Source organism: Chryseobacterium endophyticum (assembly GCF_056333165.1).
Genome location: NZ_JBWGXE010000002.1, coordinates 241977 through 263872, shown reverse-complemented (window position 1 = coordinate 263872; position 21896 = coordinate 241977). Strand labels below are relative to the sequence as shown.

The 21896-nt window shown below is 40.3% G+C and carries 18 protein-coding genes; 4 read left to right on the top strand and 14 right to left on the bottom strand.

Translation table 11 applies throughout. The annotated features are described in order from the left end of the window. The first annotated feature begins 107 nt into the window (after positions 1–107). Both AC0N32_RS05560 and AC0N32_RS05555 read left to right on the top strand, forming a co-directional pair. Positions 108–2564, top strand: a complete 2457-nt coding sequence (locus AC0N32_RS05560; protein ID WP_476392871.1) for a glycoside hydrolase family 3 N-terminal domain-containing protein — start codon at positions 108–110, stop codon at positions 2562–2564. Between the two features lie 199 nt (positions 2565–2763). Continuing rightward, a complete protein-coding gene (locus AC0N32_RS05555) occupies positions 2764–4194 on the top strand; it encodes a sugar MFS transporter (protein ID WP_476392870.1) in 1431 nt (476 codons plus the stop codon). Between the two features lie 63 nt (positions 4195–4257). Here AC0N32_RS05555 and AC0N32_RS05550 read toward each other — a convergent pair whose 3' ends face one another. The 6 genes from AC0N32_RS05550 to AC0N32_RS05525 all read right to left on the bottom strand — a co-directional run bounded on the left by AC0N32_RS05550 (position 4258) and on the right by AC0N32_RS05525 (position 9403). Beyond that, on the bottom strand, positions 4258–4608 hold the full coding sequence (locus AC0N32_RS05550; protein ID WP_476392869.1) for a hypothetical protein: 351 nt from the start codon (positions 4606–4608) through the stop codon (positions 4258–4260). Between the two features lie 618 nt (positions 4609–5226). Beyond that, positions 5227–5940: a lycopene cyclase domain-containing protein gene (locus AC0N32_RS05545; RefSeq protein ID WP_476392868.1), complete on the bottom strand. Its 714-nt coding sequence runs from the start codon at positions 5938–5940 to the stop codon at positions 5227–5229. Then, positions 5941–6396 (bottom strand): sterol desaturase family protein, encoded by a 456-nt coding sequence (locus tag AC0N32_RS05540; RefSeq protein WP_476392867.1) that lies wholly within the window; start codon positions 6394–6396, stop codon positions 5941–5943. It lies immediately after the preceding gene. A 24-nt stretch (positions 6397–6420) separates the two neighbouring features. Further along, positions 6421–7257: a phytoene/squalene synthase family protein gene (locus AC0N32_RS05535; protein WP_476392866.1), complete on the bottom strand. Its 837-nt coding sequence runs from the start codon at positions 7255–7257 to the stop codon at positions 6421–6423. Positions 7258–7262: 5 nt separating this feature from the next. Next, positions 7263–8732, bottom strand: a complete 1470-nt coding sequence (locus AC0N32_RS05530) for a phytoene desaturase family protein (RefSeq protein WP_476392865.1) — start codon at positions 8730–8732, stop codon at positions 7263–7265. A gap of 2 nt (positions 8733–8734) precedes the next feature. Further along, positions 8735–9403, bottom strand: coding sequence for a MarR family winged helix-turn-helix transcriptional regulator (locus AC0N32_RS05525; protein ID WP_476392864.1), 669 nt, complete (start codon positions 9401–9403; stop codon positions 8735–8737). A gap of 163 nt (positions 9404–9566) precedes the next feature. Here AC0N32_RS05525 and AC0N32_RS05520 point away from each other — a divergent pair, with 163 nt between their 5' ends. Beyond that, a complete protein-coding gene (locus AC0N32_RS05520) occupies positions 9567–10016 on the top strand; it encodes a PA2169 family four-helix-bundle protein (protein ID WP_476392863.1) in 450 nt (149 codons plus the stop codon). A 66-nt stretch (positions 10017–10082) separates the two neighbouring features. Here AC0N32_RS05520 and AC0N32_RS05515 read toward each other — a convergent pair whose 3' ends face one another. From AC0N32_RS05515 to AC0N32_RS05505, 3 genes are all read right to left on the bottom strand, one after another. After that, positions 10083–11135: a UDP-glucose--hexose-1-phosphate uridylyltransferase gene (locus AC0N32_RS05515; protein WP_476392862.1), complete on the bottom strand. Its 1053-nt coding sequence runs from the start codon at positions 11133–11135 to the stop codon at positions 10083–10085. Further along, complete coding sequence (gene galK / locus AC0N32_RS05510; RefSeq protein ID WP_476392861.1) at positions 11119–12309, bottom strand: galactokinase; 1191 nt, start codon at positions 12307–12309, stop codon at positions 11119–11121. Before galK ends, AC0N32_RS05515 begins: the two co-directional genes overlap by 17 nt. A gap of 69 nt (positions 12310–12378) precedes the next feature. Beyond that, the gene (locus AC0N32_RS05505) at positions 12379–13251 is read right to left on the bottom strand and encodes an AraC family transcriptional regulator (protein WP_476392860.1); all 873 of its coding nucleotides are present in this window, start codon (positions 13249–13251) and stop codon (positions 12379–12381) included. 161 nt (positions 13252–13412) lie between these two features. Between AC0N32_RS05505 and AC0N32_RS05500 the strand changes: the two genes are divergently transcribed. Next, positions 13413–14009 carry a hypothetical protein gene (locus AC0N32_RS05500; protein ID WP_476392859.1) on the top strand — a complete coding sequence of 199 codons (597 nt, stop codon included), beginning with the start codon at positions 13413–13415 and terminating at the stop codon, positions 14007–14009. A 113-nt stretch (positions 14010–14122) separates the two neighbouring features. On the opposite strand, the gene AC0N32_RS05495 is transcribed toward AC0N32_RS05500, so the two are convergent. From AC0N32_RS05495 to AC0N32_RS05475, 5 genes are all read right to left on the bottom strand, one after another. Continuing rightward, entirely contained in the window at positions 14123–16156 is a 2034-nt protein-coding gene (locus AC0N32_RS05495; protein ID WP_476392858.1) for an alpha-glucuronidase, read from the bottom strand. A gap of 153 nt (positions 16157–16309) precedes the next feature. Then, positions 16310–17284 (bottom strand): glycoside hydrolase family 43 protein, encoded by a 975-nt coding sequence (locus AC0N32_RS05490; RefSeq protein WP_476392857.1) that lies wholly within the window; start codon positions 17282–17284, stop codon positions 16310–16312. Between the two features lie 87 nt (positions 17285–17371). After that, positions 17372–18490 carry an endo-1,4-beta-xylanase gene (locus tag AC0N32_RS05485; RefSeq protein WP_476392856.1) on the bottom strand — a complete coding sequence of 373 codons (1119 nt, stop codon included), beginning with the start codon at positions 18488–18490 and terminating at the stop codon, positions 17372–17374. Positions 18491–18498: 8 nt separating this feature from the next. Further along, a complete protein-coding gene (locus AC0N32_RS05480; protein ID WP_476392855.1) occupies positions 18499–19950 on the bottom strand; it encodes an MFS transporter in 1452 nt (483 codons plus the stop codon). A gap of 29 nt (positions 19951–19979) precedes the next feature. After that, a complete protein-coding gene (locus AC0N32_RS05475) occupies positions 19980–21890 on the bottom strand; it encodes a sialate O-acetylesterase (protein ID WP_476392854.1) in 1911 nt (636 codons plus the stop codon). Between the last annotated feature and the right edge of the window lie 6 nt (positions 21891–21896).

Sequence of the window (21896 nt, the reverse complement as noted above, 5' to 3'; positions counted from 1 at the left end):
TAAAAAACAAAATCGAATTTTAATATAGTTTCTTTTTTTGCGGCAATGGCTGTGTCTGCACAGTTTGTTGCCGCAACTTTAAAGTATAATCATTAATAAAAAAAATTATGAAAAAGAATATCTCAACCCTGATAAAGTTTTCTCAAAAAACAAAATATGCAGGGATGTTTGTTGCGCTTTTGGCGGCAGCTCCTCTCGCTAAGGCTCAGAATACCCCAACGGTGACTGTTGCCGGAAAAATATTCAGGGACCTCAACGGAAACGGTAAGCTTGATGCCTGGGAAGATACCCGGCTATCAACCGATAAAAGAATCGATGCCATCATCAGGCAGATGACCAATGCGGAAAAAGCAGAGATCCTGATAGGAACAGGAATGCCCGGCATAGAAGTACTGACAGGCCCGGTAGGAGATTCAAAACAAGGACTGGTTCCCGGAGCGGCAGGGGGAACAGCAGCGCTGAGCAGATTTGGAATTCCGGCTACTGTGGTTGCGGATGGCCCCGCAGGCCTTAGAATTGCGCCGACCAGACCGAATGATTCCAAAACTTATTATGCTACCGCTTTTCCAGTGGGAACCGCTTTGGCTTCAACATGGAATAAAGCACTGCTGGAGCAGGTAGGAAAAGCAATGGGAAATGAAGTAAAGGAATACGGCGTGGATGTCCTGCTCGCCCCTGCCCTCAATATCCACAGAAATCCTCTTAACGGAAGAAACTTCGAATATTACAGCGAAGACCCTTTAATTTCAGGAAAAACAGCAGCCGCCATTGTGAACGGAATCCAGTCCCAGGGCGTGGGAACTTCCATCAAACATTTTGCGGCAAATAATGAGGAAACCAACCGATTGACGATCAATGCCCATGTTTCCGAAAGGGCAATGCGTGAACTGTACCTTCGAAACTTCGAAATTGCAGTGAAAGAATCCCAGCCCTGGACGGTAATGTCGTCTTACAATAAAGTGAACGGCGTTTATACATCAGATTCAAAAGATTTGCTGACTCAGGTCTTACGAAACGAATGGGGTTTTAAAGGGATCGTCATGACCGACTGGTTCGGAGGGTTTCCAGGTTTTGAATCCATCAGAAACGGTGGAATTTCCGATGTAGTAAAACAGATGAATGCAGGAAACGACCTCCTGATGCCGGGAATTCCTGCGCAGAAAAAAGTACTGCTGGAAGCTCTTAATTCCGGTAAACTGTCCCAGGATGTGGCCAATTTAAATGTAAAAAGAATCCTGGAATACATCTTTAAAACACCAACTTTCGAACACTACCGATACAGCGACCAGCCGAATCTTGCCCAACATGCGGAAGTAACGAGAAATGCCGCGACAGAAGGAATGGTTTTGCTTAAAAATGAAAAAAATGCACTGCCTTTTGCCGATAAACAAAAGCAAGTGTCTCTGTTCGGGGTAACGTCTTATGCATGGATTACCGGCGGAACCGGAAGCGGAAGTGTGAATAACAAGCACACCGTTTCTTTGTTGGAAGGTTTAAATGCTGCCGGTTACCAATTAGACAAAGAATTAGTCGACTTATATAAACCTCATGCTGAAAAAGAAGTTGCTGCCGAAAAAGAAAGAAGAAAGGCAAGAGGCATTTTAGCCTTACCTGAAAGGCTTCCCGAAATAAAATTCGATGATGCGTTCTACGCTAAAAAAGCGGAAACATCGGAAATTGCTTTTGTGACCCTGGGAAGAAATTCCGGGGAAGGCGGCGACCGGGTGGTTGACAATGATTTCAACCTGGCCACCGAAGAAATCGAAATGCTGGATAAAATTTCAAAAGCTTTTCACGCCAAAGGAAAAAAAGTGGTTGTTATTTTAAACATCGGCGGCGTGATCGAAACCGCATCATGGAAAGATAAAGCAGATGCGATTTTACTGGCGTGGCAGCCCGGACAGGAAGGCGGACATTCTGTAGCGGATGTAGTTTCAGGAAAGGTAAATCCTTCCGGAAAACTGACGATGACGTTCCCGGTGAATTATGCAGATCATGCTTCTGCAAAAAACTTTCCGGGTGTTCCGGCGGATAATCCGAAAGACGTGACCTACCAGGAAGGTGTTTATGTGGGATACCGCTACTTTAATACTTTTGGGGTAAAACCTTCTTATGAATTCGGTTACGGAAAATCTTACACGGATTTTACCTATACAAATATTAAAACCGCTTCAAAAACGTTCAATAATAAATTGGAAGTGAGCGTCGACATCAAAAATACAGGAAAAGTAAGCGGAAAAGAAGTGGTAGAGCTGTATCTTTCTGCTCCGAAACAGTCGATCGACAAGCCATCGTCCGAGCTTAAAGCTTATGTTAAAACAAAAGAACTGAAGCCCGGGAAATCCCAAACGGTAACCCTGACCTTACAGCCGAAAGACCTGGCCTCATTTGTCCCTTCCAGAAGCGCATGGATTGCTGAAGCCGGAAATTATAAAATTGCTGCAGGGGCTTCGTCGCTGGACATCAGACAGACCGCTGATTTTTCGGTTCCGAAAGAACTCACGGTAGAAAAAGTTCAGCATGTGTTTGCGGCAGATGAAAAATTTGAAGACATAAAACCGTAAAACTTACATTAAAGGAGCCGCAGATATAGAATGCATACATTCATACTTAATTCAAAAATTAGAACCCACACACTTTTTCTGCATTTTATTCCAAGGCTCCTTTATGTTTTCGGAAACACAGAATTTTCATGATAAGTTTAATGTCTCAAATTAAGATTATATCTTTAAAATGGGTATCTTTAACCACTTTTTTAAATAAATGAATGTTATGATCAATGATGTAAAGGTTAAAAGCAGGAATTATACGGTTCCTCTGGTTACCATCACCCTTTTATTTTTCATGTGGGGATTCATCACCTGTATGAATGATATCCTGATTCCTTATCTTAAACAGCTGTTCAGCCTGTCGTTCTTTGAATCGATGCTGGTGCAGTTCTGTTTCTTCGGTGCCTATTTTATCGGTTCCCTGATCTACTTCCTGATATCGAGCACCCAGGGTGACCCGATTGATAAAGTAGGATACAAAAAAGGAATTCTTTTCGGGATCTTCCTTGCCGCAGTAGGCTGTGTACTCTTCTATCCGGCAGCAAGCTTTGCTTCTTACGGATTGTTCCTGGGCGCACTGTTTATCCTGGGATTAGGATTTACCGTTCTTCAGATTACGGCCAATGCTTATGTTTCGCTGTTGGGTCCTGAAGAATCCGCATCGAGCAGGCTGAATATGACGCAGGCTTTCAATGCATTCGGAACAACGATCGCACCGGTTTTGGGCGGGCATCTGATTTTCGAGCTTTTTTCCGCACCGGACGGTTCCTTTTCGGCGGCCGCTACCAAGATACCCTATCTTATCTTTGCCGGGATCTTGCTGTTGGTGGCTCTGTTGATTTCAAGGGTTAAGCTTCCGGACTTCCAGGTAAAGGGGGAAGAAATCGTAAAAGGTTACGGTGCTTTGGAGCACAATCACCTGAAATTCGGAGTTCTCGCGATGTTTTGTTACGTGGGCGGAGAAGTAGCGGTAGGAAGCTTTATCATCAGTTTCCTGGAGCAGCCTCAGGTCATGAATTTATCGGAAGTGGTCAGCAAAAACTACCTTTCTTTATATTGGGGTGGCGCGATGATCGGGCGTTTCCTGGGAGCAATTTCACTGAACCAGTCGATCAGTCAGGGTAAAAAAGCACTGTACATGCTGGGTGCTGCGGCAGCCGTATTCCTGGTAATCTTCAGTATTGTAGATCTTACCTTTGCACAGATCAGCTTTTTCCTTGTATTTATTGCATTAAATTTTGTGGCGTTCTTCATCGGAAAAGCAGCTCCGGCAAGAACCCTGTCGATTTTCGCGGCAGTGAATGTCGTTCTGTTGATTTCCGCTATGTTAAATCATGGTGAAATGGCAATGTACAGCATTCTGGGAATCGGGATCTTCAATTCCATTATGTTCTCGAATATCTATACACTGGCTATTTCAGGATTGGGTAAATATACGAGCCAGGGCTCTTCTTTAGTCGTGATGGCTATTCTGGGAGGAGCCATCGTTCCTATCTTCCAGGGATATCTGGCTGATGTCTTCGGAGTGCAGCACTCCTTTATTATTCCGGTATTCTGTTATGTCGTGATTCTTATTTTCGGAGCTTACTGTACCAAATATCTTGGACACGTAAAGCAGGATGCCGATGCAAAATCAGGACATTAGATATTTTTTTATATAGTGAAACCTGCCGTCGGGCAGGTTTTTTTGTTCCATAAAGCATCAAATTTACATCGAAAGCGTATTGGTTTTGGTGTTATAGACAATAACATCCTCATCAGTCTTCTTCCCTGTTTTGGCCAATGCGTCGACATGAATAATTTTAAAGTTCTTCGGTTTGTAAATCTTTACTTCGTGGGTATTTTCGTCTACGATTACCTTCTCCGCATTTTCGAAACTGATAGCCTTCGATGCTAAAGACACATTTCCTGTAAAAACGGTTGTTTTTTGCCGGAAATTTCTGGTGGTATTATCCCCTTTAAATTTTAGGGTATCATCATCTGACTGCTTCTGAGCAAAAAAGGACTGCGAACCTAATAAAAGTATCAGCACTCCGAAAGCCTGTACTATTTTCTTCATTTTATTAATTTTTTGTACAAAAGAACAAATAAATTTGATGCCGGATGAAAAAATAACTTTTTTTAACGCATAACGCCTGAACACTATTTCGAAAATAGAGGGTGCATAACGAGTCCGGTGATGTTATTTAATGGTTCTGACGGGTGATGAACCACAACGGATAGTTTGTATAGCGTATCCGGTGATGTTATAACCTGTCCGACGGCGGCCTGAACGTGTCGGTTGGGTTAAGTAACGTATCCGGACAGATCCCTGACATATCCGGAGGTATCATTTAAAGGTTCAGAGGAGTAAACAACCGCAACAAAGGTTTTGATAACGTAGCTGACGACATGGTACACCTATCCGACGGGGTCCGGAATGTGTCGGTTGGGATAGAGTAACGGATCCAGACAGATCCCTGACATATCCGGAGGTATTATCTGAAGGTTCAGAGGAGTAAACAACCGCAACGAAGGTTTTGATAACGTAGCTGACGACATGGTACAGATGTACTGAAGCGTTTGGAAAGTATGTTATGGAATTATTTAAAGCTCTGAAGCGTGGAAAGCATTTATCAATGTGCTTTTATACTTCTTTAGTACTTCTAAGCTTTTATTTAAAAAAGATTTAAGTGAATCAAGCTTCAACTTCTTCTACCGGCATTTCTTCATTCTTTTTAAAAATCTCGAAGAAAAAAACATTCCAGAGAATAAGTTCATAGCCGTAAACGGTATCCTCAATAGGAATGGTGAAAATTCTCAGTCCGATAAAGTGGTCTGGATTGTAGTTCACAACAGGTGATTCCAGGCCGGTCCCGGTAAGAATTCCGTTGACCATTAAAAATCCCGGCATCAGGAGAAGGTATACGAAGGAGACTTTTCCGATCCATCTTACCTTCAGGATAAAATAGAGCAGGAAAAGGCTGCAGCCCGTGGAAAGGAAGGTAATGAAAGTATAAATCTTTTCACAGAAAAAATTGCTGATCACTAATGCGCTGATGATACTCACGACTACAAAGATCTTCTGCGGAAGAGGTTTCCAGTCGAGCTTAAAAAATTTGTCAAGACAGAAATAAGTAAAGAGGCAGGAGAAAGGAATACAGATGAAGAAAAGCAACTCCTCGACCGGCAAACCGAAAAGCCGTATTCCTATGAGATATTGATCATTGAACCACCACACCCCAATTTTTGTAAACCATGCATCCCATGCAATAAAAAATACGGCCACGATCAGGGAAGCCGTAAGGAATGCGCTGAAATACCTGCTAAACCTTATCTTGTGATGAAAAGAAAATATAAAGCATATAATAATGGTGAAAAAATTGATAAGGAGGTAGAGGTACTGCTGCATTTATTTATTTTTCTTAAAGTACATTTTAAAATATTTGACGGGAACCCAAAGAAACCCGAAACATTCACCTTCTTCCTTTCCGGTATGCTTATGATGTTGCTTGTGGGCACGTCTGATGGCCAAAAGGTACGGATTTTCGGTATTTCTCAGCAACTTTATTCTCTGGTGAATAAAAATATCATGAACAAAGAAGTAAGCCATCCCGTAAAGTGCAATGCCCAGCCCGATATAAAACCAGTGATTGAATCCCTGTATTGTTCCGTAATACATTAGGATAATAGTGGGAACCGCAAATATGACGAAGAAATAATCGTTTTTTTCCATGTGCCCTTCGTTACTATGGTCATGATGATCTTTATGCAGTGCCCACAGGAGGCCATGCATAATGTATTTATGAATGAGCCAGGTCATCCCTTCCATCACAAAAAAAGTAGCTATTACAATTAAAAAATTCATTGTTAATATATTTTTAAATCATCATTATAAAAAGGACGTTTTGTACTGGACGTAGGAACTCATCATCAGGGAAATTTTAGCGCCGTTGGATATTCTTACCCTTTCATTTAAGATCGTCTGCGCCGATTTTCTTTTAATTTTCCTGAACAGCGAAACATAATACCGGTAGGCAAGATAAACCCCGAACCTTGAGGATGCAGGAAGTTTCTTAATGCCGATAAGCGCCTGCCGGAACTCCTCCTCGATCTCTTGTTCTATCGACAGTTTTACGTTGTTATCAAATAAAGTCATATCCAGGTTTGGGAAATAGCTTCTTCCCAGTGTATAATAATCGTCTTTCATATCTCTCAGGAAATTGACCTTCTGAAATGCCGATCCTAAAATCATGGCATAAGGTTTCAGGTTTTCATACTGTTCCCGGTCGCCGTTCACAAATATCTGAAGGCACATTAACCCCACCACTTCTGCTGACCCCAAAATATATTCTTTGTAAAGATCGGAATTATAATCGATTTTCTGAAGATCCATCTCCATACTTTTTAAAAATTGACGGATAAGCTTATCATCAATATGGTAGGCATGAACCGTCTCCTGGAAAGACTGCAGGATAGGATTGAGTGAAATACGGTCTTCCAGCGCCTGGAATGTTTCCTCTTTAAACTTTTTCAACAGCTTTTCTTTGTTGTAATCGTGGAAGCTGTCTACGATCTCGTCTGCCAGGCGTACATATCCGTAAATAGCATAAATAGGGTTTCTGATGGCAGAAGACAAGGCTAAAATCCCTAATGAAAAGCTTGTGCTGTATTGTTTAGTGGTCTCTTTGCTGACTTTGTAGGAAAGTTCGTCAAATAATTTTTTCATAGCAATCAATTTTTTATGGCTTCGGCGGCAGCTATTTTTCCTGAGATGATGGATGGCGGTACACCCGGCCCAGGTACTGTAAGCTGACCAGTATAGAAAAGATTTTTTATTTTTTTATTTCTGAGTGAAGGTTTCAGGACCGCGGTCTGGGATAATGTGTTGGCAAGGCCATAGGCATTTCCCTGGTAGGCATTATAATCTTCCTTAAAATCCTTTACACAATAGCTTTTTTTATAATCTATTTTCAGGAGAAGATCTTTTGCTCCGGTATGTTTTTCCAGTCTCATGATCATTTCCATAAAATACCGTTCCCTGATCTCTTCGGAATCTTCGATACCCGGTGCTACAGGCATCAGCAGGAAGACATTTTCGCTGTTTTCCGGCGCTACGGAATCATCGGTCTTGGAAGGACAGCAGGCATAAAACAATGGTTTTGTCGGCCACTTTTTGTCCTTGTAAATTTCTTCCGTATGAAGCTCAAGGTCATTTTCAAAAAATAAGGTGTGGTGTTTGAGGTTGGGGATTTTCTCTTTAAATCCAAGATAAAAAATAAGGCATGAAGGAGCAAAAACTCTCTTTTCCCAGTAATCTTCCGTGTAATTCCGGTATTGCTCAGGAATAAGTTTGCTTTCCGTGTGGTGGTAATCTGAAGAAGCAATAATCACATCGAAATTCATTTCTTTCTCATCTACGGTGATGGATGATGCATTTTTATCTTTAATATTGATCTTACTAACATCTGCATTCACATGAAAACGGGTTCCCTGCTCCTGAGCGATATCTTTCATTGCATCTATAATTTTTGAGAAACCGCCCATCGGATACCATGTTCCCAGCTTATAACCGCCATAGTTCATTAAGCTGTACAGTGCAGGGATATCTTTCGGGGCCGCTCCCAGAAATATAACCGGAAACTCCATCAGAACGATCAGTTTTGGGTGTGAAAAATATTTACGTACAAAGCGTTGAAAGTTGGTCAAGAGATCGAGCTTTAGAGCACTTTTGGCAATTTTAGGCGAAACAAATTCAAACCATGAATGACAGGGTTTGTTTACGAAATCCTGCATTCCGACTTCATATTTATACTGTGCATCTTTCATGAAGGCATCGAGCTTCTTTCCGGCACCGGATTCCGTTGTTTCAAAGAGATCTCTCATCTCTTCGTAGTTATGCGGAATATTCATGGTGCCATCTTCAAAAACCATTTCAAATTGCGGATCCAATGGAACCAGCGTATAAAAATCAGAAGCTTTCTTTCCGAAATCATTAAAAAAGGATTCGATAATATCGGGCATCCAATACCAGCTGGGACCCATATCAAAGGTATATCCGTTATCGGTTTTAAAATTTCTTGCCCTTCCTCCAAGATCGCTGTTCTTTTCGAAAAGATGGACTTCATGACCTTCCTTCGAGGCGTATGCCGCAGCCGACAAACCTGAGAATCCTGATCCTATGACCGCAATTTTCTTTTTCATAATTAATTATTAAATGAATATTCTTCGTACACGGTTTTAATCAGATCTTTGCTGTCGATATTTCTTGAAAAAATAGGATAATGGAAACGGTCCAGTTTATTAAGGATTCGGATCAGCTCCATTTTTTCATGATGATTGAGGTTTCCGGCTACGATCTCGGTGGCCTCTCTTATTTTTTTCATTTGTTTTTCCAGAGCCAGTTTTCCTTTTTCTGAAATAAATATGATTTTATTCCTTTTGTCGATATCGGATTCGGTCTGTTCGATCCATCCCTGTTTCAGCAGTCGTGTGATGATGAGCATTCCTACAGGTTTATTGTGAATGTTCTTTTTGATCAGTTCCATTTTTGTCATCTTTCCGAATGCTTTCAGGTTGATCAGGTAAATAAAATCTTCCTGTGTGGTAAAATCGGATTCTGAAATGGCCGACTTCGAATAAGTTTTAGCATATCTGTTCAGGTGGACAAGCAATGTACTGATTGCACTTTCAGCGCTTCTGCCGCTTTCTTTGCCTTCCCAGTAAGGTTCTTCTTTCTGTTTGTTTTCAAGGAGAGATTTATCAAAAAGCCAGTTTTTAAAACCGTTGATATCAGCTGAATAGTAGTGTTCACCATTTTCGATTTCAAACTGTTCAAGAAGCTCAATGACTTCTTTTGTCATTCTGTAATTCATGTTTCGAATTTTAAAATATAAATAGACCAGTATTGCTACAATTTAGTATAATAATAAACGAGCATCATTAATTATGCCAAATTATAGTTTTGATAAAATTTAAAAATATCCCGTATTCAGGCATGTTTATTGCAACTTACAACGGACACCAAAAAAATTTAATATGAACAACGAAAAAACAGTATCAGTATTAAACGACTTACTGAACATTACCAACGACAGAATTGAAGGATTTTCTAAAGTAGAGGACAAAGTATGGGACAACCATTCTGCCTTGAAAAACGATTATGACCAAATGGTTTCTCAGTCCCAGAACATGAAATCTGACCTTATCAGGCTGATCAATGAGCGCGGAGGTGAGGCAGACAATACCACCAGTACAGCCGGAGCGGTACACCGTGCGTGGATTGACGTAAAAAATTCATTTACCGGAAACAAAGACGAATCTACCCTTGAAAATGTCGTATTCGGAGAAAAGGCAGCCATCAATGCTTACGAAGATGCTTTGGATAGCGGAGATCTGTGCCCTGAAAGTTCGCAGGTAGTTTCCGATCATCTTCATCACCTGAAGTCTTCCTATTCAAGATTTGAAAATCTGGAAGAACTCAATTAATGATTATTTATTTAAATCATAAAATAAAAGAACTCCAATTGGGGTTCTCTTTTTTTTTTATGGCTGTTAATCTTTCAATTTATAATGTATGGTAGAGAGATTCTTCAGGATTTCTGCGCTTTGTTCGGGAGTCACGTCACGCTGGGCTTCGGCCAGCATTTCATAACCGACCATAAACTTTTTGACTTCAGCATTCCGGAGAAGCGGCGGATAAAAATGCATGTGGAAATGCCATTCAGGATGTTCCAGCCCATCTGTCGGAGACTGATGAATGCCTGCTGAATAAGGAAATGATACGTCAAAAAGGTTATCATATTTTGTGGTAAGATCTTTTATAACCGCCGCCAATGAATGCTTCTCATCTTCAGTAAACATCAGCATACTGTTGATCTTTCTCTTACTGACGATCATGGTCTCATAAGGCCAGACTGCCCAGAAAGGAACAAGAGCGACGAAATCTTCGTTTTCGAGGACAATTCTTTCCCCTGCTTTCAGTTCCTGTCCGAGATAATCTTCCAAAAGAGATCTGCCGTTTTTTTCAAAGTAATTTCTCAGGTTTTCCTGGGTCTTTAAAACGGCGGAAGGAATAGACGACTGTGCCCAGATCTGCCCGTGCGGATGAGGGTTGCTGCATCCCATGACCTGTCCTTTATTTTCGAATATCTGAACGTGGCTGATAAAATCTTTAGCCCCAAGTTCTTCATATTGCTGCTGCCAGACATCGACTACTTTTTTAATATCTTCCTTTTCCATTTCAGGTAAAGTGAGACTGTGGTTTTCAGAAAAGCAAATGACCCTGTTGATCCCGCGTTCAGGTTTAAGACGGAAAAAATCGGAATGATCTTCGGAAAATTCAACTTTTTCGTTGAGCAGGGATCCGAAATCGTTATCAAAAACATAAACCCCTTTATAATCGGGATTTTTCTGCCCGTTCGCCCGGACATTTCCCGGACACAGGTAACAGTCAGGATCGTAGGCGGCGAGTTTTTCTGCTTCCTTTTTTTCAGTCTGTCCCTGCCACGGCCTTTTGGAACGTTGGGGAGAAACCAAAATCCATTCGTCCAAAAGCGGATTGTATCTTCGGTGCGGATGCTGCTTACTGTCAAATGCTGAGCTCATTCGTTGTATATTCTTTTGTTCCTTCTGAGATTTTAACCTGATATATTTTCATCTGAATATTAAATTCAGCTTTATATTTTTCACTTATTGAATGAATTACCCGGTCTGTATGTTCTTCTTTAATAAAGTTTATCGTACAGCCGCCAAATCCGCCGCCCATCATTCTTGCTCCCAGAACACCTTCTTCCTGTAAGGTCTGCTCCACAAGAAAATCAAGCTCTTCGCAGCTGACTTCAAATTCTTCCGAAAGCCCGGAATGAGTGTCCACCAAAAGCTTGCCGAGAAGTTCTGCATTATTTTCAGACAATGCTTTGGCAGCCTGCTCTACCCTTTTGATTTCTTTTAAAAGGTAAAAACATCTTTTATAGGATATTTCTCCTATTTCTTCACGAACGCTATCAAGCATTTCAAAACTGAAATCCCTGAATTTCTTTATATGCGGAAATTTTTCCCACAAGGCTTTTTTTCCGTTGTCAACATCAAGGCGCCGGTCGTTGTAGCCTGATGTAAGATGCGTATGTTTCACACAGCTATCGAATAAAACCAGATGATAGCCTTCAAGATCTGCGTTGAAATACTGATGATCCAGCGAATGGCAATCGAGCATAATGACCTTTCCATCTTTACCGAAAACAGATGCAAACTGGTCCATGATTCCACATTTAACGCCAACGAAAGTATGTTCGGACTTCTGACCGATAAGAGCGAGTTCTTTTTTAGAAAAACCTAAATTAAAAAGCTGATTGAGAATAAAAGCAAACCCACATTCTAAAGCAGCCGATGAAGAAAGACCGGATCCCATAGGAATCGTACTGCTGAAAGCAATCCGTAACCCTCCGGTGGTCTTCCCTTCTTCCTGAACAGCATTGAAAACGCCCAGCAAATAATTGACCCAACCTTGTGAAACAGGTACCTGCTTTTCATGAACATTAAAACTGAAACTTTCATTAAGATCTTTTGCGAAGAATGTACAGACCTCCGGATTATCCGACTTTTCCACAGCAAAGCAAATGTATTTATCAATGGCTGCCGGCAAAACGAAACCATCGCTGTAATCTACATGCTCACCGATAATGTTTATCCTTCCCGGAGAAAGGAAAATATGTTCCGGCTGTGACTGAAAGGCTATCCGAAAGGCTTCTTTAGTGTCATTAATTAATTTTTCCTGGATCAAAATATGAGTGTTTATGCTTAAAATTTATAAGTGTTAAATTTACACGTATATTTTTAATAAACAATACGCTTATTCGATAAAGTAATTAAACTCTTTTCTGTATTGTGACGGGCTTTTTTTGATATACTCTTTAAAAGTCTTATTGAAATAACTAAAATTATTGAATCCTGATTCAAAACAAACTTCCGTGATGCTTAAAGGCTGTTCTGCCAGAAGTTTCAGGGAATGCGTAATGCGGTATTCATTAACAAACTGGGTGAATGTTTTATTTGTAATTTTCTTGAAGTAGCGGCAGAAAGAAGGAACTTTCATGTTGGCCAGATCGGCAATTTCTTCAAGCGTAATCTGCTCTTTGAAATGATCTTTTACATAATTAAAAATATGATTTATTCTGTCGTTGTCTTCTACCTGGGTCTGCAGGTAATATTTTCCGGCATTCAATATCCTGTAATCGTGTGTCGTCGCGAGTTCATCCAATATTTCCAGAAAGCACAGCAACTTGCCCAGTGATGACATTTCGTGCATTTGAGCGATTTTTTCACCTACGGTTTTCTTTATGTTCTCATCAAATACAATTCCCGCTTTCGATTTTTCCAGCAAGGCAGATATTCTCTGCATTTCAGGGGTGCCCCAAATGTATTCTCCCAGGAAATCCGGTTTGAACTGGATGACCATTTCGTAATCATTATTGGTATTTTCGTTAGTGAGGCCACAATGCGGAAGATTGCTGCCGATAAGCACAAGATCGCCGTCGGAGAAATAAGAAATATTGCTTCCAATCTGTCTTTTTCCCGAACCTTTACACACAAATATAAGCTCAACCTCCGGGTGATAATGCCAGACATGCGATTTTATATTTTCATTACGTAAGAATTTGAGGCTGGTGAAACTACTTCCGATATTAGGTTTTATGGCTTCAAAAGCGGGATTTGAATGTTTCATTTTTAAGCACCTTTTATATATGTAAAATTAACAATTAATATTCAATTAACATAGAAATTAGGTTAAAATTGTACATATATATGAAAATTATATTATAGAACGGAAAGGATTACTGCTGTAGATTTGCAGTATAAATTATTGATAACAAAAAACTTGTCATTATGAATAAATTATTAAAATCCGGTTTCCTTGCAGCGTTCTTATTGATGTCAGCAAGCTTGATGAGTAAAGACAGAGACTTTTCTATCTCTTTAGGAAATGTGAATTCTAAAACATTAAACTTTGAAATATCCAATGCTAAAAATGTTTCATTGTTTGTTTATAACGATATTGAAGGTGAATTATTTTCTGAAAAACTAGATACCGAAAATGTAGTATCCAAGTCTTATAACCTAAACGAATTTACGTCAGGAACGTATTACCTGGTTGCCGAATCGGAGACAAAAGTTGAAAAATACAGAATAAACATCGGGAAAAACAATGTAATGGAAGTTGATAAAACACCGGTAAGTGTTGTTAACAAACCTGAATACACAATTTCAGATCATATCGTAAAGCTTCATATAGCAAACGCCAATACTCCAGTGAATATTTCAGTGATGGATTTTGCCAACAACAGTTATTACAATGCCACTAAAAAATCTGCGGACGGAGCTCTGGATCTGACTTTCGATCTTAACCGCAACACTTCAGAAAATTACATCATCCGTGTGGAAGAAAATGGAAATATTTTCAACAAAGTAATTTCTCTGAAATAAATCTTAAACTAAATTTTTATATAGTTGATCCGATTAATACCGGATAAATTTTACGTACAGTTATTTTTTTATGAGGCAACTCTTCTATTACAGAAAAAGAGTTGCCTCATTTTTTAATTATGGTGGCCCATATTGAGTTTTATCTTTTTAAGATCTTCCAGCTCATGCACCGGTCTTTCGATATCGTAAGGAATCGGCATCTTAGAAAAAGTCTGGAAATACAGAAGGCAGGCATCCTTCCACCATACTGCATCTTTCGCCTGGATTCTCAGCTTCGATTGTACTTCAGTAAACCTCTGATTATCGATATAAGGCTCCATCTGATCCCATATTTTCTGATAATCCCTCACCTCGTGAACTCCTGAATCATATTTATAGCAAAGTTCTTCCCATAATGTTTTCCCGTCTTTCATCTGATAGTCCCAAGGAACATGATGAAACCATAAAATAAGATTTTCAGGACATGTTTTGATGTTTCCGTAAAGTTCATTCAGAGGTGGAAAATATTGTGAAACTGCATTACTTCCCGTTTTGGTTCTGTCGAATCCGAGTCCGGTTTTATCCGCCTGGTGATAGTATACCGGCGACCAGTCCGGCCTTCCACCTTTATAATCTCCCCAAGGTTCAGGACCATAGTGATGCCCACCGGCAAAAATATGATGAAGTCCCAAAGGCATCATGTAATCAACAGCCGTTTCTCTTGAAGTGAGCATCATTTCTTTAACAGGATTAACAAACTTTTCATTATTGGTAAAGGTCATTTTAATCCATTCATCGGCAATCTGATCTGCACTGAGCTGATGATTCCATGCCAGTCTTCCGAAAGCATACCAGTTGGCCTGTGCAAACTGATGACCGGTCCAGTTGGTGTCTTCACCAATATTGGCAACCGCGGAAATAGCCGTAAGTCTGACAGGTCTTAATGTTCCGTCCGTAATTTTAGCAATGGTAGACCCTTCCCCATTGGCGTAGGTATCGCTCTCAAGGGTTTCTTGAAATAAAGGCGCCAGATAAACCAGATGATTCGCCTGTCCTAAATATTCCTGGGTGATCTGAAATTCAACCATCTCCGGTGTCTTCTTCAATGCCCCGAACAAAGGGTTAAAAGCTTCTCTAGGCTGAAAATCAACCGGTCCGTTTTTAATCTGAATAATCACGTTATCCCTGAATTTACCGTCAAGAGGCACAAATTCAAGATAGGCTTGCTTAGCACGGTCGTCTTTGCTGGGACTGTATACAAATGCCCTCCACATGACAATTCCTCCATATGGTTTTAAAACATCGGCCATCATATTAGCACCATCGGCATGTGTCCTTCCGTAATCCTGTGGCCCCGGCTGACCTTCAGAGTTGGCTTTCACTAAAAATCCTCCGAAGTCCGGAATCAATTTATAAATTTCCGAAGCTTTATCCTTCCACCATTTCTGAACGTTTTTGTTCAGCGGATCAGAATTTTCGGTTCCTCCCAAAACTTTAGGGGACGCAAAATTGACCGAAAGATAAACCCTGATTCCATACGGCCTTAAAATATCTGCCAGAACTTTTACTTTTTTCAGGTAATCTTCACGAAGCATGTTCGGAGAAGCATTCACATTATTCAATACTACAGAATTGATCCCGACCGACGCATTGGCTCTTGCATATTCTTCATATCTCGGAGATATTTTTGTAGGAAGATTTTCCCATTTCCACAGTGAATGGCCTGCATAGCCGCGCTCGATCGTTCCGTCCAGGTTATCCCAATGGTTAAGAATCCTGACATCATATGAAGGCTTTTCGGTAATATTTAGGCTTGCGGTCAATGAATTGGTTTGCTGCAGTCGCAAAATATGATACACCCCGTAAAGCAATCCGATTTCCTTTCCGGCAGAAATAACGATTTTATTCTGCACAGATTTTATGGTATAGCCGTCTTTCAGGTTTTTCAATGATTTTTCCGTTCGGAGTTCGACGGTTTGCCCCTGCCAATGATTCCTCAGTTCTTTTCTGGCAATATCTAAGGTGGCACTGTTTCCTTTAGCAATAATCTGATTTGTAGAAATTCCGTTTTTTGCAGGAAAGCGAAGCCAGAGCTGACTTCCGTCTTCCGCGAAGGCCGTTAACGGAATCATGAGTAATAAAACAAGGTAAATTCTGAAATGTTGCATTGGGATTTGCTTTAAATTTGACTTTCCGTAGGTTTTCGCCCACGGTTGGTATTTTTTCCATAGTTTTAAATCTATGGCTATTGTTAGAATCTTTTGGAATCTGTTGAAACAAACTTTGTCAAAGTTCTGAACTTTGACAAAGTTGATTGCATTTTACTGATTTTCGTCCAGTCCTTCGATGGTTTTGATTTTACCGTCATTATCATATTCAATTTCCACGACTTTCATGCTTCTGAGCCAGGTTCTCCCTCCGCTTGGAACGCTGTCGTGAAAGAAAAGGTACCATTTCCCTTTAAATTCTGCTATGCTGTGATGGGTGGTCCATCCGACTACGGGTGTTAAAATTTCGCCCTGAAAAGTGAACGGCCCGTAAGGATTGTCTCCGGTAGCGTAACACAACAAATGAGTATCTCCGGTGGAATATGAAAAATAATATTTACCGTTGTATTTGTGCATCCATGAAGCTTCAAAGAAACGGTGCCTGTCACCATGCAGCAAAGGGTTTCCGTTTTCATCGAGGATGAGAACATCTTTAGGCTCTTCTGCAAATTCAAGCATATCTTCACTTAACAAAGCTACTTTAGACGGAATGGCCGGCTCATTATCCTGAGGAATTATCGCAGATTCCAGCGCTTTGTTATTCCGGTAACGCTGCAGCTGACCACCCCAGATTCCTCCGAAATACATATAATGTTTCCCATTTTCTTCAAAAATACAAGGATCTATGCTGTAGCTTCCCATCATGGGATGCTTTTCCGGAACAAAAGGTCCGTAAGGCTTATCACTCACGGCAACACCGATTCTGAAGATATCGTTTTTATCTTTCAATGGGAAATACATATAATATTTTCCATCTTTAAAAGCAACATCACAGTCCCAAAGCTGTCTCCCCGACCATGGAATATCTTTAACGGACAACACGACTCCATGATCCGTAACTTCTCCGTTTTCTACGTCATCTAAAGAAAACACATGATAATTGTTCATATCGAAGTGATCGCCGTTATCATTTTCTTCAATGCCGCTTTCACGGTCGTGGGAAGGATAAATGTAAATTTTACCCTCAAAAACATGTACGGAAGGATCGGCCATATAGTCTTTCGGGAAAAGGTATTTTGCTTTGTTCATTTTTTAAAATTGATATTTAGAAGATAATTGATAATTGATAATTGATAATTGATAATTGATAATTGATAATTAATAATTAATGATTTACTATTTATTTTTTTCTTTTGTTAATTGAATTATTTTTTCAACGACCGGTTTTGCTTTGAAATTGCGGTCAAAAAGTAATGGATAATCGGTTCTTCCTTTTACCGGGAAATCATTCTTCCAGGATTGATTGTCGGTTACTCCCCACAAGGTCACTCTTCTTATTTTATCCTGATGCCTGATGAACAGACTGAAAAAATCAAGATAACGGGCTTCCCACTCTTTCTGTACACTTTCCGGAAGACCTTTTGTATAAGGATTCATTTTAGCCTCATACTCAACTTTATCGGAAACGTTGGCAGAAGTTCCCCAAGGTGAAGGCAGCGCGCTGATTTCCATCTCGGTAACATTCACTTTTACTCCTGCCGATGAATAATCTTCTATCGCTTTTTCATACTCAGCCAGTTTTGGAGTATCGAGGCCTACATGGGTCTGCATTCCTACCCCATCAATCCTGATTCCTCTTGATTTCAGGTCTTTAACAATTTTAATAACGGTTTTCACCTTTTCAGGAAACCATTCGTTGTAATCATTATAATACAATTCAGCATTCGGATCAGCTTCCTGTGCATATTGAAAAGCTAAAGGAATAAATTCTTCCCCAAGGATTTCATAGAATTTACTTTTTCTATACGTTCCGTCTTCCATAATCGCTTCGTTTACGACATCCCAGCCTTTTACACGGCCTTTGTATCGGGAAACGACGGTTGTAATATGATTTTTCATCCGCTGCTTAAGGACTTCGGCAGAAACATCTTTTCCGTTTTTGTCTACAAAAAACCATTTAGGTAATTGCGAATGCCAGATCAGCGTATGGCCGATGATAAACATTTTATTTTTTTCACCAAAAGCCACAAATCGGTCGGCATCATCAAAGAAAAACTTTCCTTCCTGAGGCTGTAAAAACATCGATTTCATACAGTTTTCCGCGACAATAGAACTGAACTGCGAAGTGATGATCTGATCCGATTTCACATCTGTTCCGTTAATTTGCGGAAGACTCATGGCCGTTCCGATGTAAAATTTATTTTTAAAGGCTTCTTTCAGAGAATTTTCCGTTTTTTGGGCCACTGCATTGGAAACAGCAAAAGTCATTAAACCCAATAAGATAATACGCTTCATATTCATAATTATTGTTTTCTTCTTTCCGCCAGATCTTTCTCGATCTGAACTTCCATTTTTTTGTTGATTTTGTAAAATAAAAGCAATCCGCATGCGATGAAAAAAGGTATCGACGGGAATACACTTACGAGCATTTTAGCTCCCGCTGCCACCGTTTCGGGCTGAACGACATTAGCCATGCCTTCGGTAGTGGAAATATATCCGTATTTTCCGATGATCAGTGCTACTAAAGAGCTGCCAATACTTAAACCCACCTTCAATCCGACCATCATCGCAGAGAAAATAATAGCCGTCGCTCTTCTGTTGTTTTTCCATTCGGAATAGTCGGCTACATCGGCTATCATCGCCCACAATAACGGCGTACTGATTCCGTAGAAGAAACCGTGTAAAATCTGGGACAGGAACATGATTCCAACCGCTTTCGGAGGATAAAATATAAAGAACAGCACAAATAAGGTGGAAATAAAAAGCGATGCAATGAAAGTATCACGCTTTCCATATTTATCGGCGAATCTCTTGGAAAAAGTGATTCCCACGATCATCATAATGATTCCTCCTGCATTGAACAACCCAAAACCGGCAGATTTCGGATCTTCACCAAAGAAATTCATTCCGATTGAGTTGAAAAAAGAAGTAATCGGGGAAATAAAACTTTTAAGTGAAGCTTCATCCACATAATTGTTAAAATAATACACATAAGCCCCTCCCTTCATGGCCAGTGTAATGAAAATGAAAGCCGTTACGGTCAACATGATAATCCATGGTCGGTTCTGGAAAATATCTTTTAAATCCTCTTTTAAAGTAGATTTCTGTTCCGGTTTTGGAATAATTCTTTCTTTCGTGGTGAAAAATGTGATCAGAAGCATGACTGAACCAATTACGGCAAGCCACGTCATCACCGTTTCGATACCGGCCGCTTTATCACCGTGCCCGGCGGATAGAATAATAGGAAGCATGAATACCTGTACAAAAAACTGGGCAAACATTACCGCTACAAAACGATAGGATGAAATACTGTTTCTTTCGCCCATATTTCCCGTGATCACCCCACTTAATGCGGCATAAGGAAGATTATTGGCCGCATACAGCAATAGCAACAGTGAATAAGTTGCCGCCGCGTAGATCATTTTTCCTTTGTACGAAAAGCCTGGCGTACTGAATGCTAATAAAGCCGCAATCCCGAGCGGAACGGCTGTAAATAAGATCCATGGGCGGAATTTTCCCCATTTGGTACTGGTACGGTCGGCCAAAGCCCCGATCATCGGATTGAAACCGAAACCGGCAATTAAACCTACGATAAGCGTGATCACCGAAGCATCTTCCGCCTTTAATCCGTAAATATCCGTGTAAAAGTAAGCGAGATAGGTTACCAGGGTCTGAAAAACAAGATTGGCAGCAAGATCTCCCAAACTGTAGCCTACTTTTTCAATCACCGATATTTTTTGTGGCTGATTATTCATTTCAAATATTTGATTTCTTTAAATTATTTTTATTCTGTTGTAAAAGGAGAAGCAGGAAGACCTGCTTTGTTTTTTAAATTGCCGTCAGGATTATCTGCCCATTCATATCGTATGGAAACGGGATCTTTGATTTCATCATTCCAGACGACGATGTTTTTGCCCTGGATCTTAGCTTTTGCCCATTGATAACTTCCGTCTTTTCCTTTGATCGCAAAGCCTTTTAATTCTGAAACCGGTGCAAAGTCATCAGTTCCCTTTTTAAAGGAAAGTATAATTTTATTCCCGTCAATTTTCATTGACTGGTAAACCGGTCCGTCTGCAATAATATCTTCTTTATCGGCTATTTTTAATGCCTGTAAAGCCAATCGGTCGCCAACTGTTTTTTTATCCAGAGGATGAATATCATTCCATTCACCGACGTCTATAATTACGGCAAGTCCTGAATTTGGAACATTGAGCGAAACTTTGCGCTGCTGGTCTCTGAGTTCTGCCCAGTTGCTTTCCACAGGCTGATTTTTAGCTTCCATAAAATTAGCAAGCTGAACAATCAGGAAAGGAGCTTCTTTTTCCTGCCATTTAGAACGCCAGTCGTTGATCATGGTCGTTAAAAGATCACCGTACTCTTTCGGTTTTCCGGTATTGCTTTCTCCCTGATACCACAGAAATCCTTTCACTTTATAATTAATCAGCGGATTGATCATCGAATTGTAAAGTCCGGTCGGCTTCCAGCGGATAAAGGTCTGTCCGGGAGCCATTTTTTCCATTTTTGCCCCAATTCTATATTTCCATGGACCTTTAAGATCAGTTTTTTGTCCGTCAACTTCAAGGTAATAAGGTTTATCCGCAATGAACTGTCCTTTTCCACTTCCGTTGATCACTCTTACGGTGATGATATTTTTTCCTTCTTTTAAAACGCCTGCCGGAATATCATACCATCTCGGAGGGTATTCATACGTTACATTCCCGACTTTTATTCCATTGATGTAGGTCACATCAGCATCTTTTATTCTTCCCAAATTAAGGAAAGCTGTTTTTTGCGAAGATCCTTTCGGCAGAATTATTTCTTTTCTAAACCAGACAGAACCTTCAAACGGGCCTTCCTGATCTTCCCATGATCCCGGAACATTCATAGTTTTCCATGATGAATCATCAAGATCAAAATTATCCCAGTGCTGATTTAAACCGATATCGCTTTGATCAAGTTCGGCATACCAAGCTTTGCTTAATGACTGCTCGTTGGATTCTGTGGATTTAATTAAATCATCATTTTTCCATTTTTCTGCTTCTTCCAGATATTCAGGATATTTTTTAAGCGAATTCGTATCCATCCAGGCCTGCACCGGCGAACCGCCCAGACTTGTGTGGATTATTCCTACCGGAACTTTTTCTCTTTCATTCAGATTTTTAGCAAAAAAATAAGCCACTCCTGAAAAATCCAGGATCGTTTTCGGATCGGTTGCTTCCCATTTGCCGCCATCGAGGTCATTCTGAGGAGCTTTAAAATTATACTTCTGGGGTACGGTGAAAAACCGGACATACTGATTATTCGCCGTTTTCATTTCTTGTCCGTAGAGCGGAGTAAGCCTTCTCATCGGAAGTTCCATATTGGATTGACCAGATGCTACCCAGACATCACCAATTAAAATATCTTTAAGCGTGATATCATTGATGGTCATTACAAACGGGCCGCCGGCTTTAAGCTCAGGAAGCATGACATTCCAGTTTCCTGCTTTGTCAGCCGTAGCAGAATAGGTTTTATTTAAAAATTTAACCGTAATCTTCTCGCCTGCATCGGCATAGCCCCAGATTTTCAGTTTCTGGTTTCTCTGAAGAACCATGCCGTCCGAAACCAAAGCCGGAAGCTTTACTTTAGCATCAAATAAACAAACGCTGAAAATGGCTATGATTAAAAACAGGATTTTAGAACAATCTATTTTCATGGAATT